The sequence below is a fragment of the Halomarina ordinaria genome (assembly GCF_030553305.1).
Taxonomy (GTDB): Archaea; Halobacteriota; Halobacteria; order Halobacteriales; family Haloarculaceae; genus Halomarina; species Halomarina ordinaria.
Window position 1 is genome coordinate 2,256,924 of sequence record NZ_JARRAH010000001.1, and the last position, 25,214, is coordinate 2,282,137.

Genomic DNA, 25,214 nt, shown 5'->3' on the forward strand with positions numbered 1-25,214 from the left:
CACGGCGGTCGACCGCGTTTCGACGCTCCCCGGGGTCACTCCGCGCCGACGACGTCCTCGTCCGTCGGTCCCTGCCCGTCGAACTCGGCGACGAGGGCGTCCAGTCGCTCCGGTCGGTCGACCGCCGGGAGGGGTCGGTCGGCGGTGTCGCAGGGGGCGTCCACATCGAGTCTCTCACAGACGAGGTCGGCCGTCGCTTCCGCCATCCGGCGATAGGTGGTCAGCTTGCCGCCGACGATGCTCGCCACGTCGTCGACGCCGTCCGCGGCGTGGTCGAGGAGGAAGAACCCACGCGAGATGCCGCGTCCGCCGCGCTCGTCCTCGTCGGGCGCGTACAGCGGCCGGACGCCCCACCACGTTCGCGTCTCGGGTGCGTCCGCGACCGGCGGGAGCATGGCGGCACACTCCTCGACGCTGGTCTCGACCTCCCGGGGGTCCGTCCCGTAGTCGTCCGGGTCACGGACGGGGACGCTCGTCGTGCCGAGGACGACCTCGGTCCCGTGGGGCACGACGATGTCGCCGTCGGCGGGGTTCCGACAGCGGTTGAGTACCGGCCCGAGGCCGGCGTACTCGACCGAGAGCATGACGCCTCGGGTGGGGCGCATCTCGACGTCGAGCCCGGCCATCGCGGCGAACTCGCCCGCCCAGGCACCCGTCGCGTTGACGACGTAGTCGGCCTCGATTCGGTCGCCGACCGTGCCGCCGACGTGGACGCCCGTCACCCGCCCGCGTTCGACCGTCACGTCCTCGACGGGCGCGTGCGTGTGTATCGTCGCGCCGTGGTCGCGTGCGTCGCCGGCGTTCGCGGCGACGAGGCGCGACGGGTAGACGACCGCGTCGGGCACCCGCAGGACGCGCTCGGTCTCCGGCGCGAGGTCCGGCACGATTTCGCGCGCCTCGTCGCCGTCGAGCGTCTCCGTCGGTATCCCGACGTCCGCGCAGGCGCTCCGTTTCGTCTCGAAGTAGCCCGGGTCGTCTCCGGCGAGTTGGACGAACAGACCGCCGGTGTCGCGGATGCAGGCACCGGCGACGTCTCGGAGTATCTCGTTCTCCTCGAGGCACTCCTCGGCGCCGCGCGCGTCGGCCTCGGCGTAGCGGGCGCCGCTGTGGAGCAGCCCGTGAGAGCGACCGGAGGTGCCGCTGGTCAGTCCACCGCGCTCGACCAGCGCGACGTCCACGCCGCGGAGCGCGAGGTCACGAGCGACGCCGGCACCCGTCGCGCCGCCACCGACGACGAGGACGCCCGTCTCGAGAGTCATGTCACGGTTTGGGACGACTCACGTAAGGGTCCTCTGACGAGGCACTGTGTGGGTGGTCGCCGACGAGCCCGGAATGGCTCGGACGAGGTTGCCGCTGTCGCGCTGTCGACGTCAGGTGGTCGACGACGTACTCCGCATCCCTGCCGACGCCGGTGAACAGCCCCGACGTCATCGCGTACAGGAAGAACAGGCCGACGAAGTAGAGCCCCGGCTCGTCCGGGACGACGCCGCGCACGTGGACGGGTTCCTTGGGCTGTTCCTTCCCGTCGAAGACCGGGAGGTCGATCCACGAAAAATCAGGGCGGAAGCCGGTACACCAGACGACGTTCTCGACGTCGAGGACGCCGCCGTCCCCGACAACGGGGCGACCGTCGTGGACGCCGGTCGTGCGAGGCACCCGCTCGACGCCGGCCGCGGTCAGGTCACTCGGCTTCGTGCGTACCAGCGGACCGCCCTGTGAGAGCACCTTCGGGCGGATACGGCGCCCAATCGGTGTCCCCGTCGTGAAAACCCGGTGGAAGAGCACGCGCATCACGAACGGAACCCCGAGGTGACGGCCGACCCACGAGTCGATGTGGAACGGCACGTGGCCGACGTCCCGTCCCGACAGCCACGTTTCGTGCTCGTCGGCGACGTCGAGGGCGATTTCGGCACCCGAGTTGCCCGCTCCGACGACGAGCACGTCCCCGTCCTGGAGCTGACCGGGGTTGCGGTAGTCGCTCGTGTGCAACTGGAGGACGTCGTCGGAGAGCTCCGCCGCGAACTCCGGGACCTTCGGGACCTGGTAGCTCGCCATCGCCACCACGACGTTCTCCGCCTCGATTCGCCGGTCGTCCGCGGTGACGAGGAAGCCGTCGCCGCTCCGTCCCAGCCCGACCACGCGGACGCCGAGTTCGACGGGCAGGTCGAACCGCCGGGCGTAGGTCTCCAGGTAGTCGGCCACGTCGTCCTTCGTGGGGAAGGCGTACGGCGAGCCCGGGTAGTCCATCCCCGGTAGGCTCGAGTAGCGGGCGGGCGTGAACACCCGGAGGGAGTCCCAGCGGGCCCGCCACGCGTCGCCGACGCGCTCGCTCGCATCGAGGATGACGAAGTCCCGGTCGTGCTGCTGCAGGTAGTACCCGGTCGCCAGTCCGGCCTGGCCGCCGCCGATGACGACGGTGTCGTGTCGTTCGGTCATGTCTTCGTCCCCTGGCGAGCGTACGCACCGGAGGGACGTGATGATGCCGCGTGCAGGATTTCACGCCCTGAAATCTCGGTCGGCCAGGTGCCCGCCACATCCAGTGTCCCGACTGACCGGTGTGTCAGTTCGACGGCGGTGGTCGTCGCCAGTGGCGTTACGAGTGCGCGCGAGACTCGAAGGTGCCGGAGTCTACTGGCGTCGCCTCCGCGCGAACCCGCTCGAAGACCGAGATGGCCCAGTCGCGAGCCTCCGGGGCGTCCGTATCGATGACAGCGACGAGCGCCCCTGTCTCGGCGTCGTGGCAGCAGATTCCGGCCCGGTCGTCCACGATGCCGAGGCCGCAGCGGTCGCCGTCGGGGAGGTGGTCGTGGACGAGGACAGTCGCGTTCTCACAGGCGGCGACTTCCACGATTCGGTCCGGGTCCCAGGCGAACATCCCCTCCAGGGCTTCGGGCGTGAACACGTATTCGAACGTCATTCCCTCGAGGACCGCGCCGCAGGCCGTCTCGAGATTGCTCGACTTGTAGACGATGTTGTCGAACCCGCGTAACGACGAGGTCGACGCGATGAGCCGGCCGAGGCGCTCGACGGGCTCGTAGGGGTACCCTGGCCCGGGATAGGAGACCACCGCGTCGGCAAAGAGGTCGACGTCGAACCCCGGCATCTCGACCGGCAACCACTGCCAGACGTCGCGAAGCTTCTCCTCGACCTCCATCGCGTCGCGGAACGTCAGGAACCGGTCGGCGACGTACTCGCCGAGGCGGGTCAACCCGTACGCGGAGCCGTCTCTGCGGAGCCATCTACGCTCTTCGAAGTCGGCGAGCACCCGTCCGACGGTCGGCGAGGAGGCGCCGGTGGCCTCACACAGCCCTCGACGGTCTGTCGGTCCGTCCCGCAGCGTCTCGAGGACCCCGACGCGGTGAGCCGACGTGGCCAGGAACTGGATGTTGTCGATACCCCCAGTCATACGCGAGATAGGGGGGCGAGCACGTTAGCGTTTCTACCGGGGAGAGAGACAGGCAACGGTACGTTCGAGGGGATTGGCGGGTCAGGTGGCGTGTCCTCGTCTATTTTTTAGATTCGAATCCACGTACTCGTACACCTCGCGCTCCTCACTTCGTTCGAAGCAGCGAGAGTGGGACCGCGCGGATTTGAACCTCGTCGGGACCTCATTTCGCTCGCTCTCGTCCGGTTCAAACCGCACGGTGTTCACTCTCGACTCGTCACGTTCGTTCCTCGTACAGGAGTGGGACCGCGCGGATTTGAACCGCGGTTACAGCGTCCCAAACGCTGAAGGATACCAAGCTACCCCACGGTCCCGCAGGCGGACAGACGGGAGAGCCTCACGAAAGGGTTTCGTTCCGGGCGTCGCCGCGTCGCGCGAGGACGACGCCGACGGCGATGAGGCCGAACCCGACGACGACACCGACGGTCGCCTGTCCGGCCACGACCGCGCCGACGATGGCGAGGATAGCCCCGCCGAGACACCCCCCGACGACGAGGCGTTCGGTCCGGCGGTCGAAGCGCCCGCCCCGTCGCCCGTGGTAGTCCGCACTCCCGAGGAGCGCGAGCAGGGTGCCGACGGCGCCGACCACGCCGGCGTCCGTCGCCAGGCCGGCGAGGAGGACGAGCGCCGCGACGGAACCGCCGAGCGCGAGCGTCCGGCGAGGGGGGAGGGGGTTCACCCGCGGGCCGTAGCGGGTGTGGTAGGCGACGGCCGGGACGGCGACGAACAGTCCCACCGCGAGGCCGGCCGCGACCCGACCGAGGGCGAGGCCGACGAGCGCGGTGAGCGCGGCGCCCCCGGCACCGGCGGCGAGGACGTACCGCGGGACGAGGACGGTCGTCGGGTCGGGGGAGGCGGCGACGCTGTAGGCGACGAAGGGGTAGAACAGGACGAGCGCGAGCGCCAGCGCGGCGAGGGGGTCGCCCTCGAAGAGCGCGACGAACAGGCCGGCGGGGAACGCGAGCACGAGGCCGACGACGATGGCCACCTCGGGGACGCGTCGACTCGACTGGTCCACGGTGGCGAGATGGACCGAACGCCCCAAAGCGTTGCGATACGGCGCGTTTTCGCGCGATTCTGCGAGGCGCAAGCGTTTAGACCGCGCACCCTGTTTCCACGCGTATGCCCGACTGTCCACTCGCGGACCAGTGCCCCAGTTTCTCGGAGCGAATCGCCGGGATGGGGTGTCAACACTACGGCGACCGGGGGGGCGCCGAGTGGTGTGACCACTACAACCTCCCGATACGAGAACTCAAACAGCAACCGGTCAAGCCCGGCGAGGAGGTCGTCGTCGACGTGACGGACATCCACCGGAGCGGTTCCGGCGTCGGGCGCACCGACGACGGGTTCATCGTCCTCGTCGACGGCGTCCTCCCCGACGCCCGGGCGCGGGTGAAGATAACGAAGGTCCGCTCGAACCACGCCATCGCCGACGAACTCGAACGCATCCCGATGGACGAGGACGAGGACGAAGACGACGACGAGTCCGAGGGCGACGGGGCGGACGGGGACGATGGCGAGAACGGTGGCACGAACGGGGACGAGGCCGAGGCCGGGGGGAAGGGCGGTCGGCGTCGCTCGCGCCGCGAACGACTGGGCAGTCGCGACAACTTCTGGGGCGGATGAGCGACATCGCCGACGCCGCGGACGTTCTCGACCGCGTCGGCTTCCGCTCCGAACGGAGCATCCTCACCCGCCGACAGGCCGAGGTCCTCTGTCTCCGCGAGCAGGGGTTCGCGCAGGCCGACATCGCCGAGTGGCTGGGCACCTCTCGCGCGAACGTCTCGAGCGTCGAGGCGAGCGCCCGCGAGAACATCTCGAAGGCCCGCGAGACGGTGGCGTTCGCCGAGGCGCTCCGCGCGCCCGTGCAGGTCTCCATCGAGGGCGGCACCGACCTCTACGACGTCCCTTCGCGGGTGTACTCCGCCTGCGACGAGGCCGGCGTGAAGGTCAGCTACGCCGCCCCCGAACTGATGAAACTCGTCTCCGACGCCGCCGGCGACGCCGTCCGGGGGCGGGAGGTGCGCCGCGACATCCTCATCGGCGTCACCAGCGAGGGGGCCGTCCGGGTCCGGACGCCCTGACGCCCACCCGGAGGAGCTATTTTCCGTCCCGTGGCAGAGTCGAGCATGGACTTCGGACTCGACGGTGACAGCGCGCTCGTGACGGCGGGGAGCAGCGGCCTCGGCCTCGCCAGCGCGAAAGCCCTCGCCCGCGAGGGCGCGCACGTGGCGGTCTGCGGGACGACGCCCGACCACCTCGCGGCGGCGGAAGCGGAACTCGCCGACCTCGGGGAGGGCGACGTGCTGGCGATGGAGGCGGACATCACCGACCGCGAGCAGGTAGAAGGGTTCGTCGACGCCACGGTGGCGGCGTTCGGCGGCCTCGACCACGTCGTGACGAGCGCCGGCGGGCCGCCCTCCGGGTCGTTCCTCGACACCGACGACGAGGACTGGTACGCCGCCTACGACCTGCTCGTGATGAGCGCCGTCTGGACGACCCGCTTCGCCCACCCCCACCTCGCCGACGGCGGCGGGACCATCGTGAACATCACCTCCGTGAGCGTCAAGGAGGTCATCGACGGCCTCGTGCTCTCGAACGCGGTCCGGCGGGCCGTCGTCGGCCTGATGAAGACGCAGTCGCGCGAGTTCGCCCCGGAGGTGCGCGTCAACGCCGTCCTCCCCGGGAGCCACGAGACCGCGCGCATCAGCGACCTCGTCGAGCAGGGCGTCGAGCGCGGCGAGTACGACTCCTACGAGGCGGGGCTGGCGGAGTGGGGGTCGGGCGTCCCTCTCGGACGCATCGGCGACGCGCACGAACTCGGCGAGGCCGTCGCCTACCTCTCGAGCGACCGCTCCAGTTACGTCAACGGCGTCTCGCTCCCCGTCGACGGCGGGTCGATGCGGTCGTGACCCGCGTCCCCCGGTGTCACTCCTCCAGCCGGTCGACCACCTCGCGCACGCGCTGGGCGTCGCGCGTCGGCACCACGAGCACGCGGTCGTCGTAGGCGGCGACGGTGATACCCTCGCAGCCGACGACGCTCACGTGGGTGTCCTCGTCGGTGGCGACGACGCAGTTCTCCGCGTCCAGCGCGAGGGCGTTCCCCACGACGACGTTCCCGTTCCCGTCGCGCTCGCCGATGCGGGTGAGCGCGTCCCACGCGCCGAGGTCGTCCCACGCGAAGTCGGCGGGGACGACGGCGGCGTTCGTGGCGTCCTCCAGGACGGCGTAGTCGACGCTCACCGAGTCGACGAGGCGAAAGCCCCGCTCCGGCTGGCCGGCGTCGAGGCCGTCGACCAGCGGTTCGAGTTCGGAGTCGCGCGCCGCCGCGAGGAACGCGTCGGGCGTCCACGCGAAGATACCCGCGTTCCAGAGGAAGCCGTTGTAGCGGTAGCGTTCCGCCGCGCCGGCGTCGGGTTTCTCGAAGAAGCCGGCGACGTCGAAGTAGTCGCCGTGGTCGGTCCCGGGCTTGATGTAGCCGTAGCCGGTCGCCGCGCGCGTCGGTTCGACCCCGAGGGTGACGAGCTTCCCCGTCTCGGCCGCGACGCCGAGCGCGCGCTCGGCGACGCCGGCGAAGTCGCCCTCGACGTGGTGGTCACTCGGCAGGTTGAGCAGGACGCACTCGCCCTCGCGCTCGCGGACCTCGTGGGCGGCGTAGGCGAGCGCCGGCCCCGTGTCCCGGCCCGCCGGTTCGACCAGCACCGCCGCGTCGGGCGCGTGCGCCGGGACGAGGTCGGCGTACTCCGGACGCGTGAGGACGTAGGTGGCGTCGACGAGTCCCTCGACTCGCTCGACGGTCCGAGTGAGCAGGGAGCGCTCGCCGTCGAGCGCGAGGAACTGCTTCGGTCGCTCGGGCGAACTGGCCGGGTAGAGTCGCGTGCCGACGCCGCCCGCGAGGACGACAGCGATTCGCTTCATGAGACGCGCTTCGCCCGGACGTCACAAATGCGCGTCGGCGGCCAGACTCCCCCGCCCTCACCAGGTCTCGATGCGCCCGTCGCGGATGTCCTCGACGCAGCCCCGGCAGTCGACGTGGTCGGCGTCGTAACACGCGGGGCGAAGGCCGTTGTCGAGTTCGACGCTCCGCTTCTCGGCGTGGCGGCGACAGACGATGCGGACGTTGCCCTCCTCGTCGACGGGGAGGTCGGCCTCGCTCGCGGCCTTCGCGGCCCGGTAGGCCGCCTTCGCCTCGCCGTACTGCCGCCCGGCGGTCCGGAACTTCGAGCGCAGGAGGAACTCCAGTCGCCGCCTGTTTCCCATGGGCGGTCGTTCGGCTGGGGGTGACAAAACACCGTCGCCGGGGGTCGCGGCCCGCCGCGCCGGCTCCGCTCTCACCCGACTGCCACGACGCGCTCTGGTGGTGACTCCCGGTCCCGTCCCCCTGCCGGTGTACCCTCGAACACACGTCGAGACGGCGACAGACTGCCGCTGCGGCCCTCCTGTTCACTTTCACCCCGCTAGCCAAGGCTTTTATACCATCAGGAACCAAGCGGCGTACGTCTCCCACTGAAAACACGCGGAGACGGCAACCATGACGGAACTTCGACAACACGCCGAAGCGATACAGGCGCAGTTCTCCGACCAACTGGACGTGACGACCGAGGAGGTCCTCGACCGCCTCGAGACGCTGGTGAACGACTACAAGGTGCCCGCCGAGGAGGCGCGGCGCTCCATCGTCAGCAGCTACCTCGACGAAGCGGGGATGGACCGCGAGGAACTCGGCGGTGGCGGCGGCAACGACCTCGTGCAGTTCGCCGACATCGACGAGGACGAACAGTGGGTCGACGTGCGCGCGAAGGTCGTCGAACTGTGGGACCCCCGCAGCGACGCCATCTCGCAGGTCGGCCTGCTGGGCGACGAGTCCGGCACCATCAAGTTCGTCTCGTTCACCACGAGCGACCTCCCCGAACTGGAGGAAGGTGCGGCGTACTCCCTCGGGAACGTCGTCACCGACGAGTACGAGGGGCGCTACTCGGTGAAGCTCAACCGAACCACGAGTATCCAACAGCTGGACGAGGACATCGAGGTGGGCGACGACTCGACGGAGGTCGAGGGCGCGCTCGTCGACGTCCAGCGCGGCAGCGGGCTCATCAAGCGCTGCCCGGAGGAGAACTGCACCCGCGTGCTGCAGAACGGCCGCTGCAGTGAACACGGCGAGGTCGACGGCGAGTTCGACCTCCGAATCAAGGGCGTCCTCGACGACGGCCGCGAGGTCCGCGAGGTCATCTTCAACCAGGAGATGACCGAGGAACTCACCGGGGTCACCCTGGAGGAGGCGAAGCAGATGGCGATGGACGCGCTCGACACGTCCGTCGTCGCGGACGAGATGAAGGCGGACGTACTGGGCGTCTACTACCGCGTGCGCGGGCCGACGTTCGGCCGGTACGTCCTCGCCAACGAGTTCGAACGACTGGGGCCGGTCGACCCCGAGGCGGCCCTCATCAAAGCGAGGTCGATGTAGATGTCCGGAGCACCCACCCGCGAAGTCGCCCGACGGGTCTTCGCGAGCGAGTTCAACGACGCGACGTACACGTTCAAGGAGAGCGACGAGGAGCGCGCCCCCGTCTACGCGCTGCTCCCGACCGGCGAGCGCGCCAACCGCGTGTTCTTCGTCGGCACCCTCACCGAGACGGAGGACGTCGGCAGCGACAGCGAGTACTGGCAGGGGCGCGTCGTCGACCCCTCCGGCACGTTCTTCATGTACGCCGGGCAGTACCAGCCCGACGCCGCGAGCCACCTTCGCGAGGCCGAACCGCCCGAGTACGTCGCCGTGGTCGGCAAGCCCCGCACCTACGAGACCGACGAGGGCGAGGTGAACGTCTCCATCCGTCCGGAGTCCATCACCACCGTCGACGCCGCCACGCGCGACCGCTGGGTCGTCGAGACGGCGACGCGGACGCTCGAACGCCTGGGGGCGTTCGAGGAGGACGGCGAGTACGCCCGCATGGCCCGCGAGCACTACGGCGACGAGGGCGAGTACGACGTCGAGCGCTACCGCCGGGCCGCGCTGAGCGCGCTCGAAGACCTCGAGGACGAGGACGGGAACGAGTCGGTCGAACCCGAAGCCTCGGTCTGAACTAACTCCCCCTATTCTATCCCGCCGTCGAGCGCCGCCGCGAGCGTCGCGTCCAGCGCACCGGTGGCGACGAGCGCGTCGCAGGCCGCGATGTCGGGGTGGAGCACCCGGTCGTCGTCGAGCGGCGGGACGACGTCCCTGACGGCCTCGTATGTCGCGCCCGTCCCGACACCGTGGCTCAGGTCGTCGTCGACGAACTCCGCGGCCTGCGCCGCGCAGAGCAGTTCGACGCCGACGACGGTGCGCGCCGCATCCAGTGCGCGCCGGGCGCCGAACGCGGCCGTCGCGCTCATGCTGACGTGGTCCTCCTGGTTCCCGCTGACGGGGATGGTGTCGGTCGAGGCGCGGCCGCTCGCCCGGCACTCGGCGACCAGCGACGCTGCGGTGTACTGTGCTATCATCAACCCCGAGCGCAGGCCGCTCTCGGTCGTGAGGAACGGCGGGAGGTGGGACTCCTGGAGGTGAGGGTTGAGCAGGCGGTCGACGCGGCGCTCCGCGATGGCGGCGAGTTCCGTCAGCGCGTTCGTCGCGTAGTCGAGACGCAGTGCGAGCGGTTCGCCGTGGAAGTTCCCACCGGAGACGACGTCCGCGCGGTCGGTGCCGCTGGTGCGGCGGTCGACGCGGCCGGCGGGGAAGACCAGCGGGTTGTCGGTGGCGCTGTTGAGTTCCACCTCGACGGCCTCGCGGAGGTGGGCGACGGCGTCGCGGACGGCGCCGTGGACCTGCGGGAGACAGCGCAGCGAGTAGGCGTCCTGCACCCGGTCGCAGTTGCGGTGCGACTCGACGACCTCCGAGGCCGCACAGAGGCGCTTGACGTTCGCCGCGCTCGTCGCCTGCCCGGCGTGCGGACGGACCGACTGGACGGCCGCCTCGGCGGCCGCCGTCGTCCCCATCGTCACCTCGGTCGTGAGCGCGCCCGCGGCGTCCGCGGCGCGACAGAGCCGTTCGGCGTCGTGGACGAGGAGCGCCGCGAGGCCCACCGTCAACTGCGTCCCGTTGATGAGCGCGAGACCCTCCTTCGCGCGGAGCGTGAGCGGTTCGAGACCGGCGCGGTCGAGCGCCGCCTCCCCGGAGAGGACCTCGGTCCCGTCCTGCTCGTCACCCTCCCGCCCCTCCACCTCGACCCGCGCCGACCCCTCCCCGATGAGCACCAGCGAGAGTTCCGCGAGGGGAGCGAGGTCGCCGCTCGCACCGAGGCTCCCCCGCGAGTGGACGACGGGGTGGACCCCCTCCGCGAGCAGCGTCACGAGGTGGTCGACGACGACCTCGCGGACGCCGGAGTAGCCCTTCGCGAGCGCGTTGGCGCGGGTGAGCAGCAGCGCGCGGACCTCCTCGCGCCGGAGTTCGCGGCCCGCGCCGGCGGCGTGACTGCGCACGAGGTTCGTCTGGAGGCGGTCGACGCGTTCGGGCGGGATGCGCGTGTCGACGAGGTCGCCGAAGCCCGTGTTGATGCCGTAGACGGCCTCGCCGCTCTCGACGACGCTCTCGACGCGCTCGCGCGACGCCCGGACCGCAGTCCGTGCCTCCTCCGCGAGTCGCACCGGCGCGTCCTCGCGCGCGACGGCGACGACGTCCTCCGGCGTGAGCGACGCGCCGTCGAGTTCGACGACCGACTCAGCGGGCATGGACCACCTCCCCGTCCTTGACGACGACGTCGACGGCGTTCGTGCCGAACGTGTAGGGGACGTGGACGTGCGAGGGGCCCTCCACCACGACGAGGTCGGCGCGCGCACCCGGTTCGAGCGTCCCGCGGTCGTCGCGCCCGAGCGCCCGTGCGCCGCCGCGCGTCGCGGCCGCCACCGCGTCGGCCGGCGTCATTCCCATCCCGACGCAGGCGAGGGTCACGGCGAACCCCATCCCGCGCGCGTAGCAGTTGGGGTTGAAGTCGGTGGCCACGGCGACGGGCGCGTCCGCCGCGACGAACGGGTCGGGGTCGGCGTACTCGGCGCCGAGGCCGAAGGCGGTCCCGGGGAGGAAGACGGGCGTGACGCCCGCGTCGGCCAGCGCCGCCGCGTCCTCGCGGGTCGCGTGCAGGAGGTGGTCGGCGCTCGTCGCACCCACCTCGGCGGCCAGTCGCGCACCCCCGACGTGAGCGAGTTCCTCGGCGTGGACCTTCGGTGCGAGGCCGTGGTCGAGACCCGCTTCGAGCACCTCGCGTGACTGCTCGACGGTGAAGACGCCCTCCTCGCAGAAGACGTCGCAGAACTCCGCGACCCCCTGTTCGGCGACCGCGGGGACCTGTTCGGTCGCCACCTCGGTCGCGTACGCGCCCGCCTCGCGGCCCTCGGGGACCGCGTGCGCGCCCATGAACGTCGGGACGACGTCGACCGGGTGGGCGTCGTCGGCGCGCGCGACCACGTCGAGCATCCGGAGTTCGGTCTCCGTGTCGAGCCCGTAGCCCGACTTCACCTCGACGGTCGTCGTCCCGTGGGCGAGCATCACGTCGAGGTGCGAACGGAGGTTCGCGAGCAGTTCCTCGCTCCGCGCCTCGCGGACGGCCCGGACGGTCCGGAGGATGCCGCCGCCCGCCACGAGGATGTCCTGGTAGCTCTCTCCGCGCAGTTTCGCCGCGAACTCGTCGGCACGGTCGCCCGCGAACAGGGCGTGGGTATGTGCGTCGACGAACCCCGGGAGGACCGCCCGGCCGCTCGCGTCGATGGCCGTCTCGGCGTTCTCGGGCGGGTGCTCGCGGGTGACCGCGTCGCTCGGGCCGACGGCGACGATGCGACCGTCGTCGACCGCGACCGCCCCGTCCTCGATACGCTCGTCGGGGCCGCAGAACACCTCGCTCGCGTCGTAGAGCACCGTCCGAGTCATGGCTCGTCCCTCGACGCGACGACACTTAGCACGTGGGCGAGCGCGCGGGCCGCGGCGTCGACCGTCCGACCGTCGCGGTCGAGCGGCGGCGCGCACTCGACCACCTCGACGCCGGCGACGCGTTCGTCGGCGACCACGTACCGGAGAATCCGGAACAGTTCACGCGTCGTGAGGCCGCCCGGCGTCGGCGCGGAGACGCCCGGCGCGGCCGTCGCGTCCAGTACGTCGAGGTCGACGCTGACGTAGACCCGTTCGACCTCGCTCAGCGCGGCGAGCGCGCGGTCGGCCGCCCCGAGGGGGTCGTCGCCGACCGCCTCCGCGGTCACGATTCGGCCGCCGCGCTCCGCGACGTACCTCGCGTACTCCCCCGTGGTCTCGAAGTGGCGCGCGCCGAGGCAGGCGTAGGCGTCGAGGCCCGCCTCGAACAGCTGGCGGTACGGCGTCCCGCTGGTCGGCCCCTCACGTACCGCCCGCACGTCGAGGTGTGCGTCGATGGTCAGACAGCCGAGCGTCCCCCGTTCGAGGAGGGGGCGGGCGTTCGCGTAGGTGAGCGAGTTGTCGCCACCGAGGAACACCGGGAGGACGTCGCGTCGGTGGAGCGAGCGCGCGACGCGCGCGGCGGTCTCCTGTGCCACCGCCGAGCTCTTGCCGTCGAAGGCCACGTCGCCACAGTCGCCGACGCGGTCGACCCCGCCCGCGCCGAGGCGATGGGTCTTGACGGCCGCCAGCGCCGTCCGGACGGCGGCGGGTCCCTCGCGCGCGCCGGGACGACCGACGACGGCCCCGTCGTAGGGCTCGCCGAGCAGGACGGCGTCGTACTCGTCCGCGTGCGCGACGGTCGTCGGCTCGACGACGTGGGCGAACTGTTCGTCGGTCGGGTCGGTCGAGGTGGGCGACCAGGGTTCGGCGGGGGCGACGCGGCTCACGACCCTCCCTCCCGGCGCATCGGGACGTGGACGCCCGAGCGGTCGGCCTCGTCGACGGCGTCCGCGTAGCCCGCGTCCGCGTGGCGGACGACGCCCATCCCCGGGTCGGTGGTGAAGACGGCGCGGGCCTTCTCCGCCGCGAGGTCGGAGCCGTCGAGGACGACGTGGTTGTTCGCGTGGAGCGCGTTGCCGATGCCGACGCCGCCGCCGTCGTGGACGCTCACGATGTCGGCACCCGCCGCGCAGTTCAGGAGCGCGTTGAGCAGCGGCCAGTCGGCGACCGCGTCCGACCCGTCGCGCATCGCCTCCGTCTCGCGGTGCGGGCTGGCGACGCTCCCCGCGTCGAGGTGGTCGCGCGTGACGACGATCGGTGCAGTGATCTCGCCCTCGCGGACCAGGTCGTTGATGTGCAGCGCGAAGCGCGCGCGCTCGGTGAGCCCCCCGCCGTCGGCGGTTCCGCCGCCCCCGTCCCGGTGCTCCTCCGTCGCACCGCCGTCGGTCGCGTACCCGAGCCAGCACACGCGGGCGGGCAGCCCCTGGAACTGGACGTGCTCGCGGGCGAGTGCTATCCAGCGCCGGAGCGCGTCCTTCTCGGGGAACAGGTCGAGCACCGCCTCGTCGGTCCGGTGGATGTCCGCCGGGTCGCCCGAGAGCGCCACCCAGCGGAAGGGCCCTTTCCCCTCGCAGAACAGCGGGCGGACGTAGGCGGGGACGAACCCCGGGAAGTCGAACGCCTCGGTCATCCCGCGGTGGTCCTCGACCTGCCCGCGGATGTTGTTGCCGTACTCGAAGGCGACCGCGCCCCGCTCCTGCAGGTCGAGGACGGCCCGGACGTGACGCGCCATCGTGTCGAGGCTCGCCTCGACGTACGCCTCCGGGTCCCGTTCGCGGAGCGCGTCGGCCTCCTCGACGGTGTACCCCGAGGGGTAGTACCCCTCCAGTTCGTCGTGCGCGCTCGTCTGGTCGGTGACGACGTCGGGGACGACGTCGCGGTCGAGCAACCCCTCCAGCAGGTCGGCGGCGTTCGCCCGGACGCCGACGGAGTACGGTTCGCCCGCCTCGACGGCCGCCTGCGCCCGCTCGATGGCCGCGTCGAGGTCGTCCGCGCGCTCCTCGCAGTAGCCCGTCTCGATGCGGCGGTCGATGCGGTTCCCGTCGACCTCGGCCGCGAGACAGACGCCGCCGTTCATCGTCACCGCAAGTGGCTGGGCGCCACCCATCCCGCCGAGGCCGCCCGTGACGACGAGTCGCCCCGCGAGGTCGCCGCCGAAGTGCTGGCGCGCGCACGCCGCGAGCGTCTCGTAGGTCCCCTGGAGGATGCCCTGCGTCCCGATGTACGCCCACGACCCGGCGGTCATCTGGCCGTACATGGTCAGTCCTCGCGCCTCGAGTTCGTGGAAGTGCTCCCAGTCGTCCCACTTCCCGACGAGGTTCGAGTTGGCGACGAGCACCCGCGGGGCGCGCTCGTGGGTGCGAAAGCGCCCGACGGGCTTGCCCGACTGGACGAGCAGCGTCTCGTCGTCGCCCAGCGTCCGCAGTTCCTCGACGATGGCGTCGTAGGCGGCCCAGGACCGCGCGGCCCGCCCGGTCCCGCCGTAGACGACCAGCCGTTCGGGCGCCTCGCCCACGGCGGGGTCGAGGTTGTTCTCCAGCATGCGCAGGGCCGCCTCCTGGCGCCACCCCTCGCACTCGACGTCCGTCCCGGTCGACGCTCCCGGCGAGGACCGCCACCGCTCGCTCGGTTCGCCGACGTCGAATCGCCGCTCTCGCGTGCGCTCTTCCATACCCGGGGAGAGGACCCCCGCGTGCGAATACGTGTCCACGGCGTGCGGTGGGGGATTTATATGTGGTCCCGTGAACCCTCCGACGATGTACGAGGCCACCTTCCGCCTCTCGGGTGCGGGCGGGTACGCGGCGGCGACGGCCGGGACCGACGCGCGCATCGAACTGTGGTGCAACGACCACTGCGACCTGCTCCACGTCACGGACGGGGCGACCGAGGAGACGCTGTCGCGGGTCCGCGAGACCCTCGGGGTCAGGGAGGCAATCCGGGAGTCGGGGGAACTCGTCGTCGTCACCGAGCGCTGCCTCAAGGAGCGGGACCCCCAGCACGTCGAGCGGTACCTCCGCGCGCACGACTGCCTGCTCGTCCCGCCCCTGCGCTACGCGGACGGGGCGAAGCTCTGTCGCCTGCTCGCGCTCGACCCGGCGGCGCTCACCGCCTGCTACCGCGACTTCGTCGACGACGGGTTCGACGTCTCCGTCGAGGCGAAACGCGAGGTGGGGTCGGTGACGCCCGACGCCCCCCTGCTGACGCTCGACGAGGTGCTCCCGACGCTCACGGCCCGCCAGCGCGAGGTCTTCACGACGGCCTACGCGCGCGGCTACTACGAGATACCCCGCGGGACGACGACCGCGGCCGTCGCGGACGTCGTGGGCGTCGACCGCCGCACCGCCGAGGAGCACCTGCGTCGCGCGGAGAACAAACTCGTCGCGGCGCTCGTCCCGTACCTCTGAACGGCCTACCGTAGCGCCTCGACGAGCGCGCGGACCTGCGCCCAGCCGTTCTCGCGCAGCGCCGTCGGGAACCGCTCTCGCGCACCCGAGAGCGCGTCCGAGAGCGCCCCCGGCGCGTCCTCGAAGACGCCGGTCCCGTGGCCGACGAGGAGTCGCTCCGGGTCGAGGCCGGCCAGCACGTGGGGCGGCCGGAGGCGACAGAACAGGGAGACGCCGACGCGCTCCTCGCCGACGGTGTACGGCGGGGCGGTCCCGAGCGCGTCGGGCGCGTAGAGCGTCCCGTCGGCCTCCCGGTACGCGAGGCGCTCGTTCCACCCCCGGAAGGGGGTGTAGGGGAGCAGGCGGAAGCCCGACTCGCCGAGCGTGGTCGAGCACCGTTCGAGCGGCGCGTCGACGCGCGCGGCGGCCCGGTCGAGGCCCTCCGGGACGTGGACCGCGACCTTGTGTCGTCGGGCGAGCGCACTCGCGTCCCGGACGTGGTAGTCCGAGAGGACGACGACGCCGGCGACCGTCCCGAGGTCGGCGAGGCGGTCGTCGACGCCGGGGGCGTCGAGGGGGTCGAACACCCACACGCCGTCGTCGCCGCGCACCGCGTGACTCGTCCGCCGGCCGTCCTCTTCGGGGTGCGCGAGCCACCCCACCCCGTCGTCCCACCAGTCGACGATGCGATAGTCCGCGGCCTCGGTTCGGTCGTACACGGTCATCGAGGAGTAACACTGGAAGAAGTCAGGGTAAAAATATTTTCACGGTCGGATTCCTGTCACCGGACCGGTACCCGGCGCGTTCGCCGTCCCCGGGTGGGTGTCCGGTAACGCCGCTCCGGCCCCGCGTCTGACGAACTGTTAAGTAGAGTGAACAGTTACCGAGGGAGCATGGGCAACAAGAACAAGACCATCTCGTTTCGTGTGAACGAGGACGTCTTCGAGACGCTGCGCGACATCGCCGAGGAACGCGACATCTCGCTCTCGGCGGTGTTTCGCGACTACGTGGACCAGCTCGTTGCCCACGACGGTCAGGTGCGAGTCGTCCCCGAACACGAGTACGACGCCGACGACGACGGAGCGTCGAGCTTCCCGCCGAAGGTCGAGGTACCCAAGAGCTTCATCCGCGAACACGAGCGCCTCGAACTGGAGACCGACCACCTCCGCGAACAGCTCGACGAGTACAAGCGCTACGTCACGCAGCTCTCCGAACAGCTCGACGACGGCGACGACGAGGAGGTCATCCAGCTCGAAGACCTGGACGACGACGGCGACGAGCCGTTCCAGCTCGGGTAGTCGCCCGACGCGCCGGCACACGACGTCACACGACCGCCCTCACTCGTCGGCTACCCGACTCCCGGCAGCAGACGGCCGCTATACCTCTCACGCCGCCCGCGTCACGTCCGCGAACAGTTCGCAGTAGTCGGCGAGCAGTCGCGGGAGCAGGAACCGTCGCTGGACGGTCTCACGTCCCCCCTCGCCGAGGCGCTCGGCCAGCGCCTCGTCCTCCAGCAGGCGACGACAGCGCTCGGCCGTCGCCTCGATGTCGCGCGGTTCGACGAGGTAGCCGTTCTCGCCGTCGGTGATCTGCAGGGGGATGCCGCCGACGTTCGTCCCGACGACGGGCCGGCGCTTCCAGAGCGCCTCCGAGACGGTGAGGGCGAACCCCTCGCGCAGCGACTTCTGGAGGACGACGTCCGCGGCGCGCTGCATGGCGTTGACGCCCGCGTCGGGGAGGTCCGTCAGGAGGTGGACCGACTCGTCGTCCGCGGTCTCGCCCTCGACCGCGTCGTATATCTCCTGGCCCTCGGGGTCGTCGTCCGGCATCCCGCCGACGAACGCCAGTTGCACGTCGGGGACGTCCTCGGCCACGAGTCGGTAGGCCTCCACGACCCCGAGCGGGTCCTTCCACGGGTCGAAGCGCGACACCTGCACGAGCAACGGTCGGTCGGGGTCGACGGGGTAGCGGTCCAGGTCGGCGGCCGCGGCCGCCTCGCCCGTGAGGTCGGCGAGCGGGCGGTTCTTCGGCGCCAGCGGGTCGATAGCGGGGTGGATGACGGTCGCCTCTGTGTCGAGGGGCCGGGCGTACTCCTGCCGGCTCACGACCACGCGGTCGACCCGTTCGAGGTCGGACTCGAAGAACGCGAGCGTCTCCGGCGCCGGGTCGGTGAGGTCGATGTGACAGCGCCAGACGAACGTCGTCTCCGGGAACCGTTCCGCGAGGTGGCCGACCATCCCGAGCGTCTGGGGGTCGTGGAGGACGACGACGTCGTACCGCCGCTCGACGGCGGCGGCGTTCTCGGCGACGGTCTCGTGGTACGTGGCCTCCATGGCCTCGGTCAGCGACGCCCCGTCACCCTGGAGGCCGTTGTGGATGGCCTTCGTCACCTCGTAGAACGCGTCGGGCGCCGTCATCACCTGCCAGTCGGCCTCGACGCCGAGGTCCGTCGAGAGCGGCACGAGCGACCGGAGCATCTCCGCGACCCCGCCGCCGCTCGCGGTCGTGTTGACGTGACACACCGTCAGGTCGGAGACCGCCCCCGCCCGCTCGCGGATGGCACGCTGCGTCCGGTCGTCGAGGAGCGGTGCGTACGAGGCGAACGTCCGGTCTGCGGTGGGAGCGAACTGCATCGATACGTCCCCCTTTCGACCCCATACATGTGAGTGTATCTCTCACAGTAGTTCGCGCCGCTCCGACGCATCGGTCCCGCGTTCGGTGAGTGAGCGCCCGGGAGCGTTCAGGAGAGTCGTCGTTTCCGGTCGCGCGCGGCGCCCGCCGCCGACCCGTAGCCCTCGACCTCGGCGAGTTCCTCGACCGCTTCGAGGGTCCGCACGGCGTCGTCGAGGAACGAGAGGACGTCGCCGGGGTAGGCGTAGAGCATGTAGTCGTCACCCATCACGTCGACGATGGCGTCCGGGCCGAGGCCGCCCTCGCGCAGTTCCAGCAGGTAGGCGATGAACTTCTCCTCGGGGTGCCCGCAGTGGGGGTTCGACTCGCAGTCGCAGTCGAGGAAGTCCGTCGCGAATTCGAGGACCCGGTCCTGGGTCGCGTCGTCGAGGTTGGCCAGCCCCTCGCCCTGGAAGAGGATGTCGAGCGTCGCCCCCTTGAACGCCCCCTTCGGGATGTTCGTCTCCAGCTGCGAGGCTATCTGCCGGTGGTTCTTCAGGTATATCTTGTCCGTGATGGCCACGCTTGCCCGAGAGAGGGGAGCGCGGGGTAAAACTCCCTCGACTACCCTACACCAGCAACTCGACGGGGTGAGTCGTCGGCCGCGAGAGCAGCGAGTCCAGCTGTTCGAGACAGGAGGTCCCGCTCGCGACCACCCGTCGGTCGCGCGCCTCCTCGGTCGTGAACTGCTCTCGCAGGCGGTCGCCCACGTCCATGCTCAACTCGTAGTACTGCTGTTTGTAGCCGAAGCTCCCGGCCATCCCGCAGCACTCCACGTCGGAGGTGACGACGTCGAAGCCGAGGTCCGACAGCACCGTCTCGGTGTACGATTCGAGGCCGAGGGTGCGCTGCTGGCAGTGGCTGTGGTAGGCGATGCGCTCGCCGGCCCCCGCGCTCAGGGCGTCGGCGTCGGCGCCGTTGTGGAGCAGGCCGTAGACGTACTCCATCACCTCGTAGCTGCTGTCGGCGAGACGCTCGTGGGAGGCGGGTTCGAGGAACTTCTCGTACTCGCGGGCGAACATGGCGAGGTCGCTCGGCTCGACGACGACGACGTCGCGGCCCGCGTCCAGGTGCTCGGCGAGGTCGGCGTAGACGTCGTGGGCGTGTTCCTCCGCCGTCGCTATCATTCCCTGCGAGAGGGGTGCGCGCCCGCTGGAGCGCACGTCGGGGACGTGGACGCGGACGCCGAGACGTTCGAGCGCCCGGACGGCGGCCTTCCCCCGCTCGACCTGCACGTGGTTCGTGTAGACGTCGGGGTAGAGCACCGCCTCGCGGGTCGGCTCCTCGACGCCTTCGACGCGCGAGTCGCGCGCCGCGAACCACTCGACGAGCGTCTCGCGCTGGAACTCGGGGAGCGTCCGCCGGGCGTCGATGCCGACGACCTGCTCCAGCACCTGCCGGGCCGGGCGGGTCTTCGCCACCCAGTTCGAGAGGGGCGCGGTGGCGCTCCCGAGCCTCGCCAGCGTCTCGAAGTTGCCGAACAGCCGCTTCTGGCGGTCCATGCCGCCCTCCTCCTCGTCGGGCGTCAGTCCGTCGACGAGGAAGTCGAAGCGCTCGTCCTCGCCCTCCCGATTGATGCGGTCGCGGACGACCGTGTTTATCCACGGGATGTCGATTTCCACGGGACAGGCCGGCACGCAGCGCGAACAGCCCGTACAGAGGTCGTTGAACTCGGCGGCGACGTCGAGGCCCTCGATGCCGGCCTCCCAGCCGGTGGCGATACCGCCGGAGTACGTCTCCCCGCCGAAGGCGTGGCCGCCGACGCTCTGGAAGTTCGCACAGACGTTCGAGCAGGCCGAACAGCGGATGCAGTAGAGCGTCTCCTTCAACTGGGGGTCCTCGCGCATCGCCAGCCGGCCGTTGTCGATGAGCACGAGGTGGAACTCCCTGTCAGAACCGCGCTCGGACAGTGGCGTCTCGTCGTCGTCGAAGTCGAGCGTCGGCGTCTTCGTCGGCGGCGTCATCAGCGAGACGTAGCTCGTGATGTCCTGACCCGTCCCCGAGCGGCCGATGAGTTCGACGAACGGCGCGAGGTCCTCGACGCTCGGAACGACCTTCTCGACGCCCGCGACGGCGACGTGCGTGTCGGGGACCGAGGCGCTCTTTCGCGCGTTCCCCTCGCTCGTCACCAGCGCGAGGGTGCCCGTGTCGGCGGTGATGAAGTTCGCGCCGGTCATCCCCACGTCCGCCTCGCGGACGAGGGCGCCCAGTTTCTCGCGGGCGAACATCGTCAACTCCTCGGCGGTCTCGAGGGGTTCCTCGGGGTCGAAGTGGGCGTTGAACAGGTCGGCGATGCCCGCCCGCGACTTGTGGATGGCGGGCGCGACGATGTGGGAGGGGGCCTCGTCGGCCACCTGCAACACCCACTCGCCGAGGTCCGTCTCGACGACCTCCCGGCCGTCGGCTTCGAGCGCGTCGTTGACCTCTATCTCCTCGGTCGTCATCGACTTCGACTTCACGACGCGCTCCGCCTCCTTCTCGGCGCACACCTCCCTGACGTAGTCGTTGGCGTCCTCGGCGTCGTCGGCGATGTAGAGCGTCCCGCCGTTCTCCTCGACGGTCTCGCGCAACTCCTCGATGAGGTCCGGCAGGCGCTCGATGGCGTCCTCCTTGATGGCGCGGGCCTCCGACTTCAGTTCCTCGTAGTCGTCCAGTTTCGCCACCGACGCGTACCGTCCCGCGTTGAATCCGCGGGTGTTCTGCTCGACGGCGTCGCCCTCCGTCGCCATCAGTTCGCGTATCTTCGCGGCCTTCGCCTCCCGGGAGACGGCCCCGTTGGCGGCGCGCTCACTCATCGAGAATCACCACCCGGACCGTCTTCGGGCCGTGGGCGCCCTTCACCAGTTCACCCATGTCGGCCGTGGCGCTCGGGCCGGTGGCGATGATGGCGGTGTCACCCCCCTCGCGGAGCCACGGACCGAACTCGGTGAACGCCTCGCGCATCCCCGGGACCACGTCCTCGCTCCGGACGACGACGACGTGGTGGTCGACGAAGAGACTCACCGCCTCGGCCCCCTCCGGCGTCGATCCGAGGACGACGCTGCCGTAGTCGGCGATACCCATCCGCGCGGCGGTGACGCCCGTCGTCGCGGCCTCCAGCGCCGCGGCCGTGGGGTCGACCGTCACGTCGGTGTCCGAAAGCGAGACCCCCTCGAAGGGCAGGTCGACGCCGACGGTCGGCCCCTCAACGACCGCCGACAGCGTCGCGGCGAACTCCTCGCGCGACGTGTGCGTCCACTCGACGTCGAGACGGTCGAGCGAGTCCTCGAACGTCCGGACTGCCTCTGCACTCATACTTCCACCTACGGTCCCGGGATTATCAATCACCCACATCGCCCCCACACGTCCCGGTAACCGGGCGGATTCCGAGTCACCACGTACACCCCTCCACCCGTTCGAAGAAGCGGGAACGACAGACGGTCGCTCTCGCCAGCGGTCACCGGTCGCACGCGTTGGGCCGACTGGCTTCCCCACGCTCTCGCGGTAGCCGACAGCATCACCGTCGCCGTCGCGTTCGTGTTTCGCCGGTCAGTCGCCCGGGCGATGAGTGTCGACAGGGTACCGGCTTCGGCGTTCGGCCGTTCTCGCGTACACCGCCGGGACGTCGCGATTCGCCCCCGTTTATGCCCGTGGGGTGGGAAGACAGGGTATGGCGACCGACCCGGGGACGTCACCGGACCCCGCAGCCGACGTACGGAGCGACTACGACTACGTCAACGACGACGTCACCCGGCCCGGCCTCGTCTCGGACCTCGAGGCGCGCGTCGCCGGCGACGTTCGGTTCGACGACTACTCCAGACAGCTGTACGCGACGGACGCGAGCGCCTACCGCGCGCTCCCCGTCGGCGTCGTCTGCCCGACGTCGACGGCCGACGTCGCGAGCGTCGTGGCGTACTGCGCGCTCCGCGAGATACCCGTCCTCCCGCGCGGCGGCGGGACGAGCCTCGCGGGGCAGACGGTCAACGAGGCCGTCGTCCTCGACTTCACCCGGTACATGGACGACGTCCTCGACGTCGACCCCGAGGGACGGACCGCCACCGCGCAGGTCGGCACCTACCTCGGGAGCCTCAACGAGCACCTCGCGCCCCACGACCTGAAGTTCGCGCCCGACCCCGCCTGGGGCGACAAGAGCGCCCTCGGCGGCGCCATCGGCAACAACTCGACGGGCGCGCACTCGCTCGTGTACGGCAAGACCGACTACTACATCGAAGAGGTCGAGGCCGTCCTCGCCGACGGCACCGTCACGCGCTTCGGCGAGGTGTCGGTCGAGGAACTGCGCGAGAAGGCCGACCCCTCCTCGGAGGCGTGGGGTCCCGACGGTCCCGAGAGCGACCTCCTGCCGCGCATCTACGAGCAGGCGACCCGGGTCCTCGACGAGGAGGCAGAGGAGGTGCGCGAGCGCTACCCCGACCTGAAGCGCAACGTCTCCGGGTACAACCTCGACATGCTCGTCGACGAGGCGGCGGGCGAACGCCGTCTGCCCGACGACTCGGGCGTCGACCCCGAGAGCGAACCGGGCCGGGTGAACCTCGCGCGCCTGCTCGCGGGCAGCGAGGGGACCCTCGCCGTCGTCACCGAGGCGACCGTCGCGCTCGAACCCATCCCGGAGACGAAGTCGGTCGCCCTGCTGACCTACGACTCGGTCATCGAGGCGATGGAGGACGTCGCGCCCATCCTCGAACACGGCCCTGCGGCCGTCGAGGTGATGGACGACGTGTTGCTCGACCTCGCGCGCGAGACGGCGGAGTTCCGCGACGTGGTCGGCCTCCTCCCCGAGGGGACCGACTCGGTGCTCCTCGTGGAGTTCTACGCCGAGGGCGACGCGGACGGCAAGCAGAAGGTCGCGGACCTCATCGCCGACCGCGTCCCCGACGGCGTCAGCGAGGTCGACCCGAGCGAGGGGGCGGCGAGCGTCACCGACGACCCGCACACCGCCCGGCAGGCGCTCGAAGCGCACGACGCCGAGACGCGCTCGAAGTTCTGGAAGATGCGCAAGTCGGGGCTCCCCATCCTCCTCTCGCGCACCTCCGACGCGAAGCACATCGCCTACATCGAGGACACCGCCATCCCCGCCGAGAACCTCCCGGCGTACGTCGCCGACTTCCAGGCCGTCCTCGAGGCGCACGACACGTTCGCCTCCTACTACGCTCACGCCGGCCCAGGGGTGCTCCACATCCGCCCGCTCATCAACACGAAGACCGCCGAGGGCGTCGAGACGTTCGAGGCCATCGCCGACGAGGTGACCGACCTCGTCGTGAAGTACGGCGGGTCGGTCTCGGGCGAACACGGCGACGGGCGCGCCCGGACCCAGTGGAACCGCAAACTGTACGGCGACCGCCTCTGGCACGTCTTCCGTGACCTGAAGTCGGCGTTCGACCCCGACTGGCTGCTCAACCCCGGCAACGTCTGTGGCGACTTCGACATGAGCCGGAACCTCCGGTTCGACCCCGAGTACGACTTCGAGGCGGGCTTCGACCCGGCGCTCGAGTGGGCCAACGAGAACGGCTTCCAGGGCATGGTCGAACTCTGTCACGGCTGCGCTGGCTGTCGCGGCGAGCAGTCCACCACCGGCGGGGTGATGTGCCCGACGTTCCGCGCCGCCGAAGAGGAGATTCAATCCACGCGCGGGCGAGCGAACATGCTCCGCTCGGCGATGAGCGGCGAACTCGACCCCGAGGAGGCGTTCACCGACGAGTTCGTGGACGAGGTGCTCGACCTCTGCATCGGCTGCAAGGGCTGTGCGAAGGACTGCCCGAGTGAGGTCGACATGGCGAAGATGAAAGCCGAGGTCACCTACGAGTACAAGCAGCGCAACGGCGCGAGCGTCCGCGACCGGGTGTTCGCCGACATCGACCGCCTCTCGGCGCTCGGCAGCGCCTTCGCGCCCGTCTCGAACTGGGCGAGCAAGGTGCCCGGCGCGCGCGTCGCCATGGAGAAGGTGCTCGGCATCGCCCGCGAGCGCTCGCTCCCCGAGTTCCACCGCGAGACGTTCGTCGACTGGTTCGAGGCCCGCGGCGGGACGACGGTCCGACGGAAGGAAGCGGACCGGACGGTCCTGCTGTTCCCCGACACGTACACGAACCACAACCACCCCGAGGCGGGGAAGGCGGCTGTCAGGGTACTGGAGGCGGCGGGTGTCTACGTCCGCATCCCCGAGGGGACGACCGGCAGCGGGCGACCACCCTACTCGAAGGGCTTCCTCGGGAAGTCCCGCGAGCAGGCCCAGCAGAACGTCGCGGCGCTCGCGCCCGAAATCCGCGACGGCTGGGAGGTCGTCGTGGTCGAACCGTCCGACGCCGTCATGTTCCAGTCGGACTACCTCGACCTCCTCTCGGGGAGCGACGTCGAGACGGTCGCCGACCACACCTACGGCGTCATGGAGTACCTCGACACCTACCGCCTCGACGAGGTGCTCGACTTCGGTGCGGTGGGCGAGTCGCTCACCTATCACGGTCACTGCCACCAGAAGGCCACGCTGAAGGACCACCACGCGGTGGGCGTCCTGCGCCGTGCCGGGTACGACGTCGACCCGCTCGACTCGACGTGCTGTGGCATGGCGGGGAGTTTCGGCTACGAGGCCGAACACTACTCGATGAGCAAGGCCATCGGGAGCATCCTCTACGACCAGGTGGACGCGAGTCCGGGTGACGCGGTCACCGCACCGGGCGCGTCCTGCCGGTCGCAACTCGGCGACCACGCGGGCGAGGAACCGCCCCACCCCGTCGAGAAACTCGCCGCCGCGCTGGCCTGAGCGCCCCCGAGTCGTAACCTATATCAAATCGCG

General features: G+C 70.7%; 23 protein-coding genes and 1 tRNA gene. 8 read left to right on the forward strand and 16 right to left on the reverse strand.

All coding sequences use genetic code 11. The annotated features are described in order from the left end of the window. Positions 1 to 35: 35 nt before the first annotated feature. The 5 genes from P1Y20_RS12130 to P1Y20_RS12150 all read right to left on the reverse strand — a co-directional run bounded on the left by P1Y20_RS12130 (position 36) and on the right by P1Y20_RS12150 (position 4,463). Positions 36 to 1,259, reverse strand: coding sequence for an FAD-dependent oxidoreductase (locus P1Y20_RS12130; protein ID WP_304448921.1), 1,224 nt, complete (start codon positions 1,257 to 1,259; stop codon positions 36 to 38). A gap of 1 nt (position 1,260) precedes the next feature. Next, complete coding sequence (locus P1Y20_RS12135) at positions 1,261 to 2,436, reverse strand: flavin-containing monooxygenase (protein ID WP_304448922.1); 1,176 nt, start codon at positions 2,434 to 2,436, stop codon at positions 1,261 to 1,263. Positions 2,437 to 2,593: 157 nt separating this feature from the next. Then, positions 2,594 to 3,406 carry a helix-turn-helix transcriptional regulator gene (locus P1Y20_RS12140; protein WP_304448923.1) on the reverse strand — a complete coding sequence of 271 codons (813 nt, stop codon included), beginning with the start codon at positions 3,404 to 3,406 and terminating at the stop codon, positions 2,594 to 2,596. A gap of 280 nt (positions 3,407 to 3,686) precedes the next feature. After that, positions 3,687 to 3,759 (reverse strand) — tRNA-Pro (locus P1Y20_RS12145). Positions 3,760 to 3,782: 23 nt separating this feature from the next. After that, positions 3,783 to 4,463, reverse strand: coding sequence for a hypothetical protein (locus P1Y20_RS12150; RefSeq protein ID WP_304448924.1), 681 nt, complete (start codon positions 4,461 to 4,463; stop codon positions 3,783 to 3,785). 104 nt (positions 4,464 to 4,567) lie between these two features. Here P1Y20_RS12150 and P1Y20_RS12155 point away from each other — a divergent pair, with 104 nt between their 5' ends. Genes P1Y20_RS12155 through P1Y20_RS12165 form a run of 3 tightly spaced genes read left to right on the forward strand, consistent with a single transcriptional unit; the run spans position 4,568 to position 6,357 of the window. After that, the gene (locus tag P1Y20_RS12155) at positions 4,568 to 5,071 is read left to right on the forward strand and encodes a TRAM domain-containing protein (protein WP_304448925.1); all 504 of its coding nucleotides are present in this window, start codon (positions 4,568 to 4,570) and stop codon (positions 5,069 to 5,071) included. Further along, entirely contained in the window at positions 5,068 to 5,529 is a 462-nt protein-coding gene (locus tag P1Y20_RS12160; RefSeq protein ID WP_304448926.1) for a Tfx family DNA-binding protein, read from the forward strand. The genes P1Y20_RS12155 and P1Y20_RS12160 overlap by 4 nt, the downstream gene beginning before the upstream one ends. 45 nt (positions 5,530 to 5,574) lie before the next feature. Further along, positions 5,575 to 6,357 (forward strand): SDR family oxidoreductase, encoded by a 783-nt coding sequence (locus P1Y20_RS12165; RefSeq protein ID WP_304448927.1) that lies wholly within the window; start codon positions 5,575 to 5,577, stop codon positions 6,355 to 6,357. A gap of 16 nt (positions 6,358 to 6,373) precedes the next feature. Here the strand turns inward: P1Y20_RS12165 and P1Y20_RS12170 are convergent, their stop codons facing one another. Further along, positions 6,374 to 7,363 (reverse strand): mannose-1-phosphate guanylyltransferase, encoded by a 990-nt coding sequence (locus tag P1Y20_RS12170; protein ID WP_304448928.1) that lies wholly within the window; start codon positions 7,361 to 7,363, stop codon positions 6,374 to 6,376. Positions 7,364 to 7,420: 57 nt separating this feature from the next. Beyond that, the gene (locus tag P1Y20_RS12175) at positions 7,421 to 7,705 is read right to left on the reverse strand and encodes a DUF7091 family protein (RefSeq protein ID WP_304448929.1); all 285 of its coding nucleotides are present in this window, start codon (positions 7,703 to 7,705) and stop codon (positions 7,421 to 7,423) included. Positions 7,706 to 7,976: 271 nt separating this feature from the next. On the opposite strand from P1Y20_RS12175, the gene P1Y20_RS12180 reads away from it, so the two are divergent. Then, a complete protein-coding gene (locus P1Y20_RS12180) occupies positions 7,977 to 8,906 on the forward strand; it encodes a replication factor A (RefSeq protein WP_304448930.1) in 930 nt (309 codons plus the stop codon). After that, a complete protein-coding gene (locus P1Y20_RS12185; RefSeq protein WP_304448931.1) occupies positions 8,907 to 9,521 on the forward strand; it encodes an RPA family protein in 615 nt (204 codons plus the stop codon). It begins immediately after the preceding gene. An 11-nt stretch (positions 9,522 to 9,532) separates the two neighbouring features. Here P1Y20_RS12185 and hutH read toward each other — a convergent pair whose 3' ends face one another. From hutH to hutU, 4 genes are read right to left on the reverse strand one after another with little or no spacing between them, the layout of a single operon-like run. Continuing rightward, positions 9,533 to 11,146: a histidine ammonia-lyase gene (gene hutH, locus P1Y20_RS12190; protein ID WP_304448932.1), complete on the reverse strand. Its 1,614-nt coding sequence runs from the start codon at positions 11,144 to 11,146 to the stop codon at positions 9,533 to 9,535. Beyond that, positions 11,136 to 12,338 carry an imidazolonepropionase gene (gene hutI / locus P1Y20_RS12195; protein ID WP_304448933.1) on the reverse strand — a complete coding sequence of 401 codons (1,203 nt, stop codon included), beginning with the start codon at positions 12,336 to 12,338 and terminating at the stop codon, positions 11,136 to 11,138. The genes hutH and hutI overlap by 11 nt, the downstream gene beginning before the upstream one ends. Then, entirely contained in the window at positions 12,335 to 13,264 is a 930-nt protein-coding gene (gene hutG / locus P1Y20_RS12200; protein WP_304448934.1) for a formimidoylglutamase, read from the reverse strand. The genes hutI and hutG overlap by 4 nt, the downstream gene beginning before the upstream one ends. Beyond that, positions 13,261 to 15,048, reverse strand: a complete 1,788-nt coding sequence (gene hutU / locus P1Y20_RS12205) for a urocanate hydratase (RefSeq protein ID WP_304448935.1) — start codon at positions 15,046 to 15,048, stop codon at positions 13,261 to 13,263. Before hutU ends, hutG begins: the two co-directional genes overlap by 4 nt. A gap of 85 nt (positions 15,049 to 15,133) precedes the next feature. On the opposite strand from hutU, the gene P1Y20_RS12210 reads away from it, so the two are divergent. Next, entirely contained in the window at positions 15,134 to 15,781 is a 648-nt protein-coding gene (locus P1Y20_RS12210; protein ID WP_304448936.1) for a helix-turn-helix domain-containing protein, read from the forward strand. Between the two features lie 5 nt (positions 15,782 to 15,786). Here the strand turns inward: P1Y20_RS12210 and P1Y20_RS12215 are convergent, their stop codons facing one another. Then, complete coding sequence (locus tag P1Y20_RS12215; protein WP_304448937.1) at positions 15,787 to 16,485, reverse strand: SPRY domain-containing protein; 699 nt, start codon at positions 16,483 to 16,485, stop codon at positions 15,787 to 15,789. Between the two features lie 168 nt (positions 16,486 to 16,653). Here P1Y20_RS12215 and P1Y20_RS12220 point away from each other — a divergent pair, with 168 nt between their 5' ends. After that, positions 16,654 to 17,058, forward strand: coding sequence for a DUF8146 domain-containing protein (locus P1Y20_RS12220; RefSeq protein ID WP_304448938.1), 405 nt, complete (start codon positions 16,654 to 16,656; stop codon positions 17,056 to 17,058). Positions 17,059 to 17,145: 87 nt separating this feature from the next. Here P1Y20_RS12220 and P1Y20_RS12225 read toward each other — a convergent pair whose 3' ends face one another. The 4 genes from P1Y20_RS12225 to P1Y20_RS12240 all read right to left on the reverse strand — a co-directional run bounded on the left by P1Y20_RS12225 (position 17,146) and on the right by P1Y20_RS12240 (position 21,724). Next, positions 17,146 to 18,393, reverse strand: coding sequence for a glycosyltransferase (locus tag P1Y20_RS12225; RefSeq protein ID WP_304448939.1), 1,248 nt, complete (start codon positions 18,391 to 18,393; stop codon positions 17,146 to 17,148). A 107-nt stretch (positions 18,394 to 18,500) separates the two neighbouring features. Further along, a complete protein-coding gene (locus P1Y20_RS12230) occupies positions 18,501 to 18,953 on the reverse strand; it encodes a DUF5814 domain-containing protein (protein ID WP_304448940.1) in 453 nt (150 codons plus the stop codon). Between the two features lie 46 nt (positions 18,954 to 18,999). Continuing rightward, entirely contained in the window at positions 19,000 to 21,225 is a 2,226-nt protein-coding gene (locus tag P1Y20_RS12235) for an LUD domain-containing protein (RefSeq protein WP_304448941.1), read from the reverse strand. After that, complete coding sequence (locus P1Y20_RS12240) at positions 21,218 to 21,724, reverse strand: LUD domain-containing protein (protein WP_465261618.1); 507 nt, start codon at positions 21,722 to 21,724, stop codon at positions 21,218 to 21,220. Before P1Y20_RS12240 ends, P1Y20_RS12235 begins: the two co-directional genes overlap by 8 nt. A gap of 355 nt (positions 21,725 to 22,079) precedes the next feature. On the opposite strand from P1Y20_RS12240, the gene P1Y20_RS12245 reads away from it, so the two are divergent. Continuing rightward, positions 22,080 to 25,181, forward strand: a complete 3,102-nt coding sequence (locus P1Y20_RS12245) for an FAD-binding and (Fe-S)-binding domain-containing protein (RefSeq protein ID WP_304448943.1) — start codon at positions 22,080 to 22,082, stop codon at positions 25,179 to 25,181. Positions 25,182 to 25,214 lie beyond the last annotated feature (33 nt).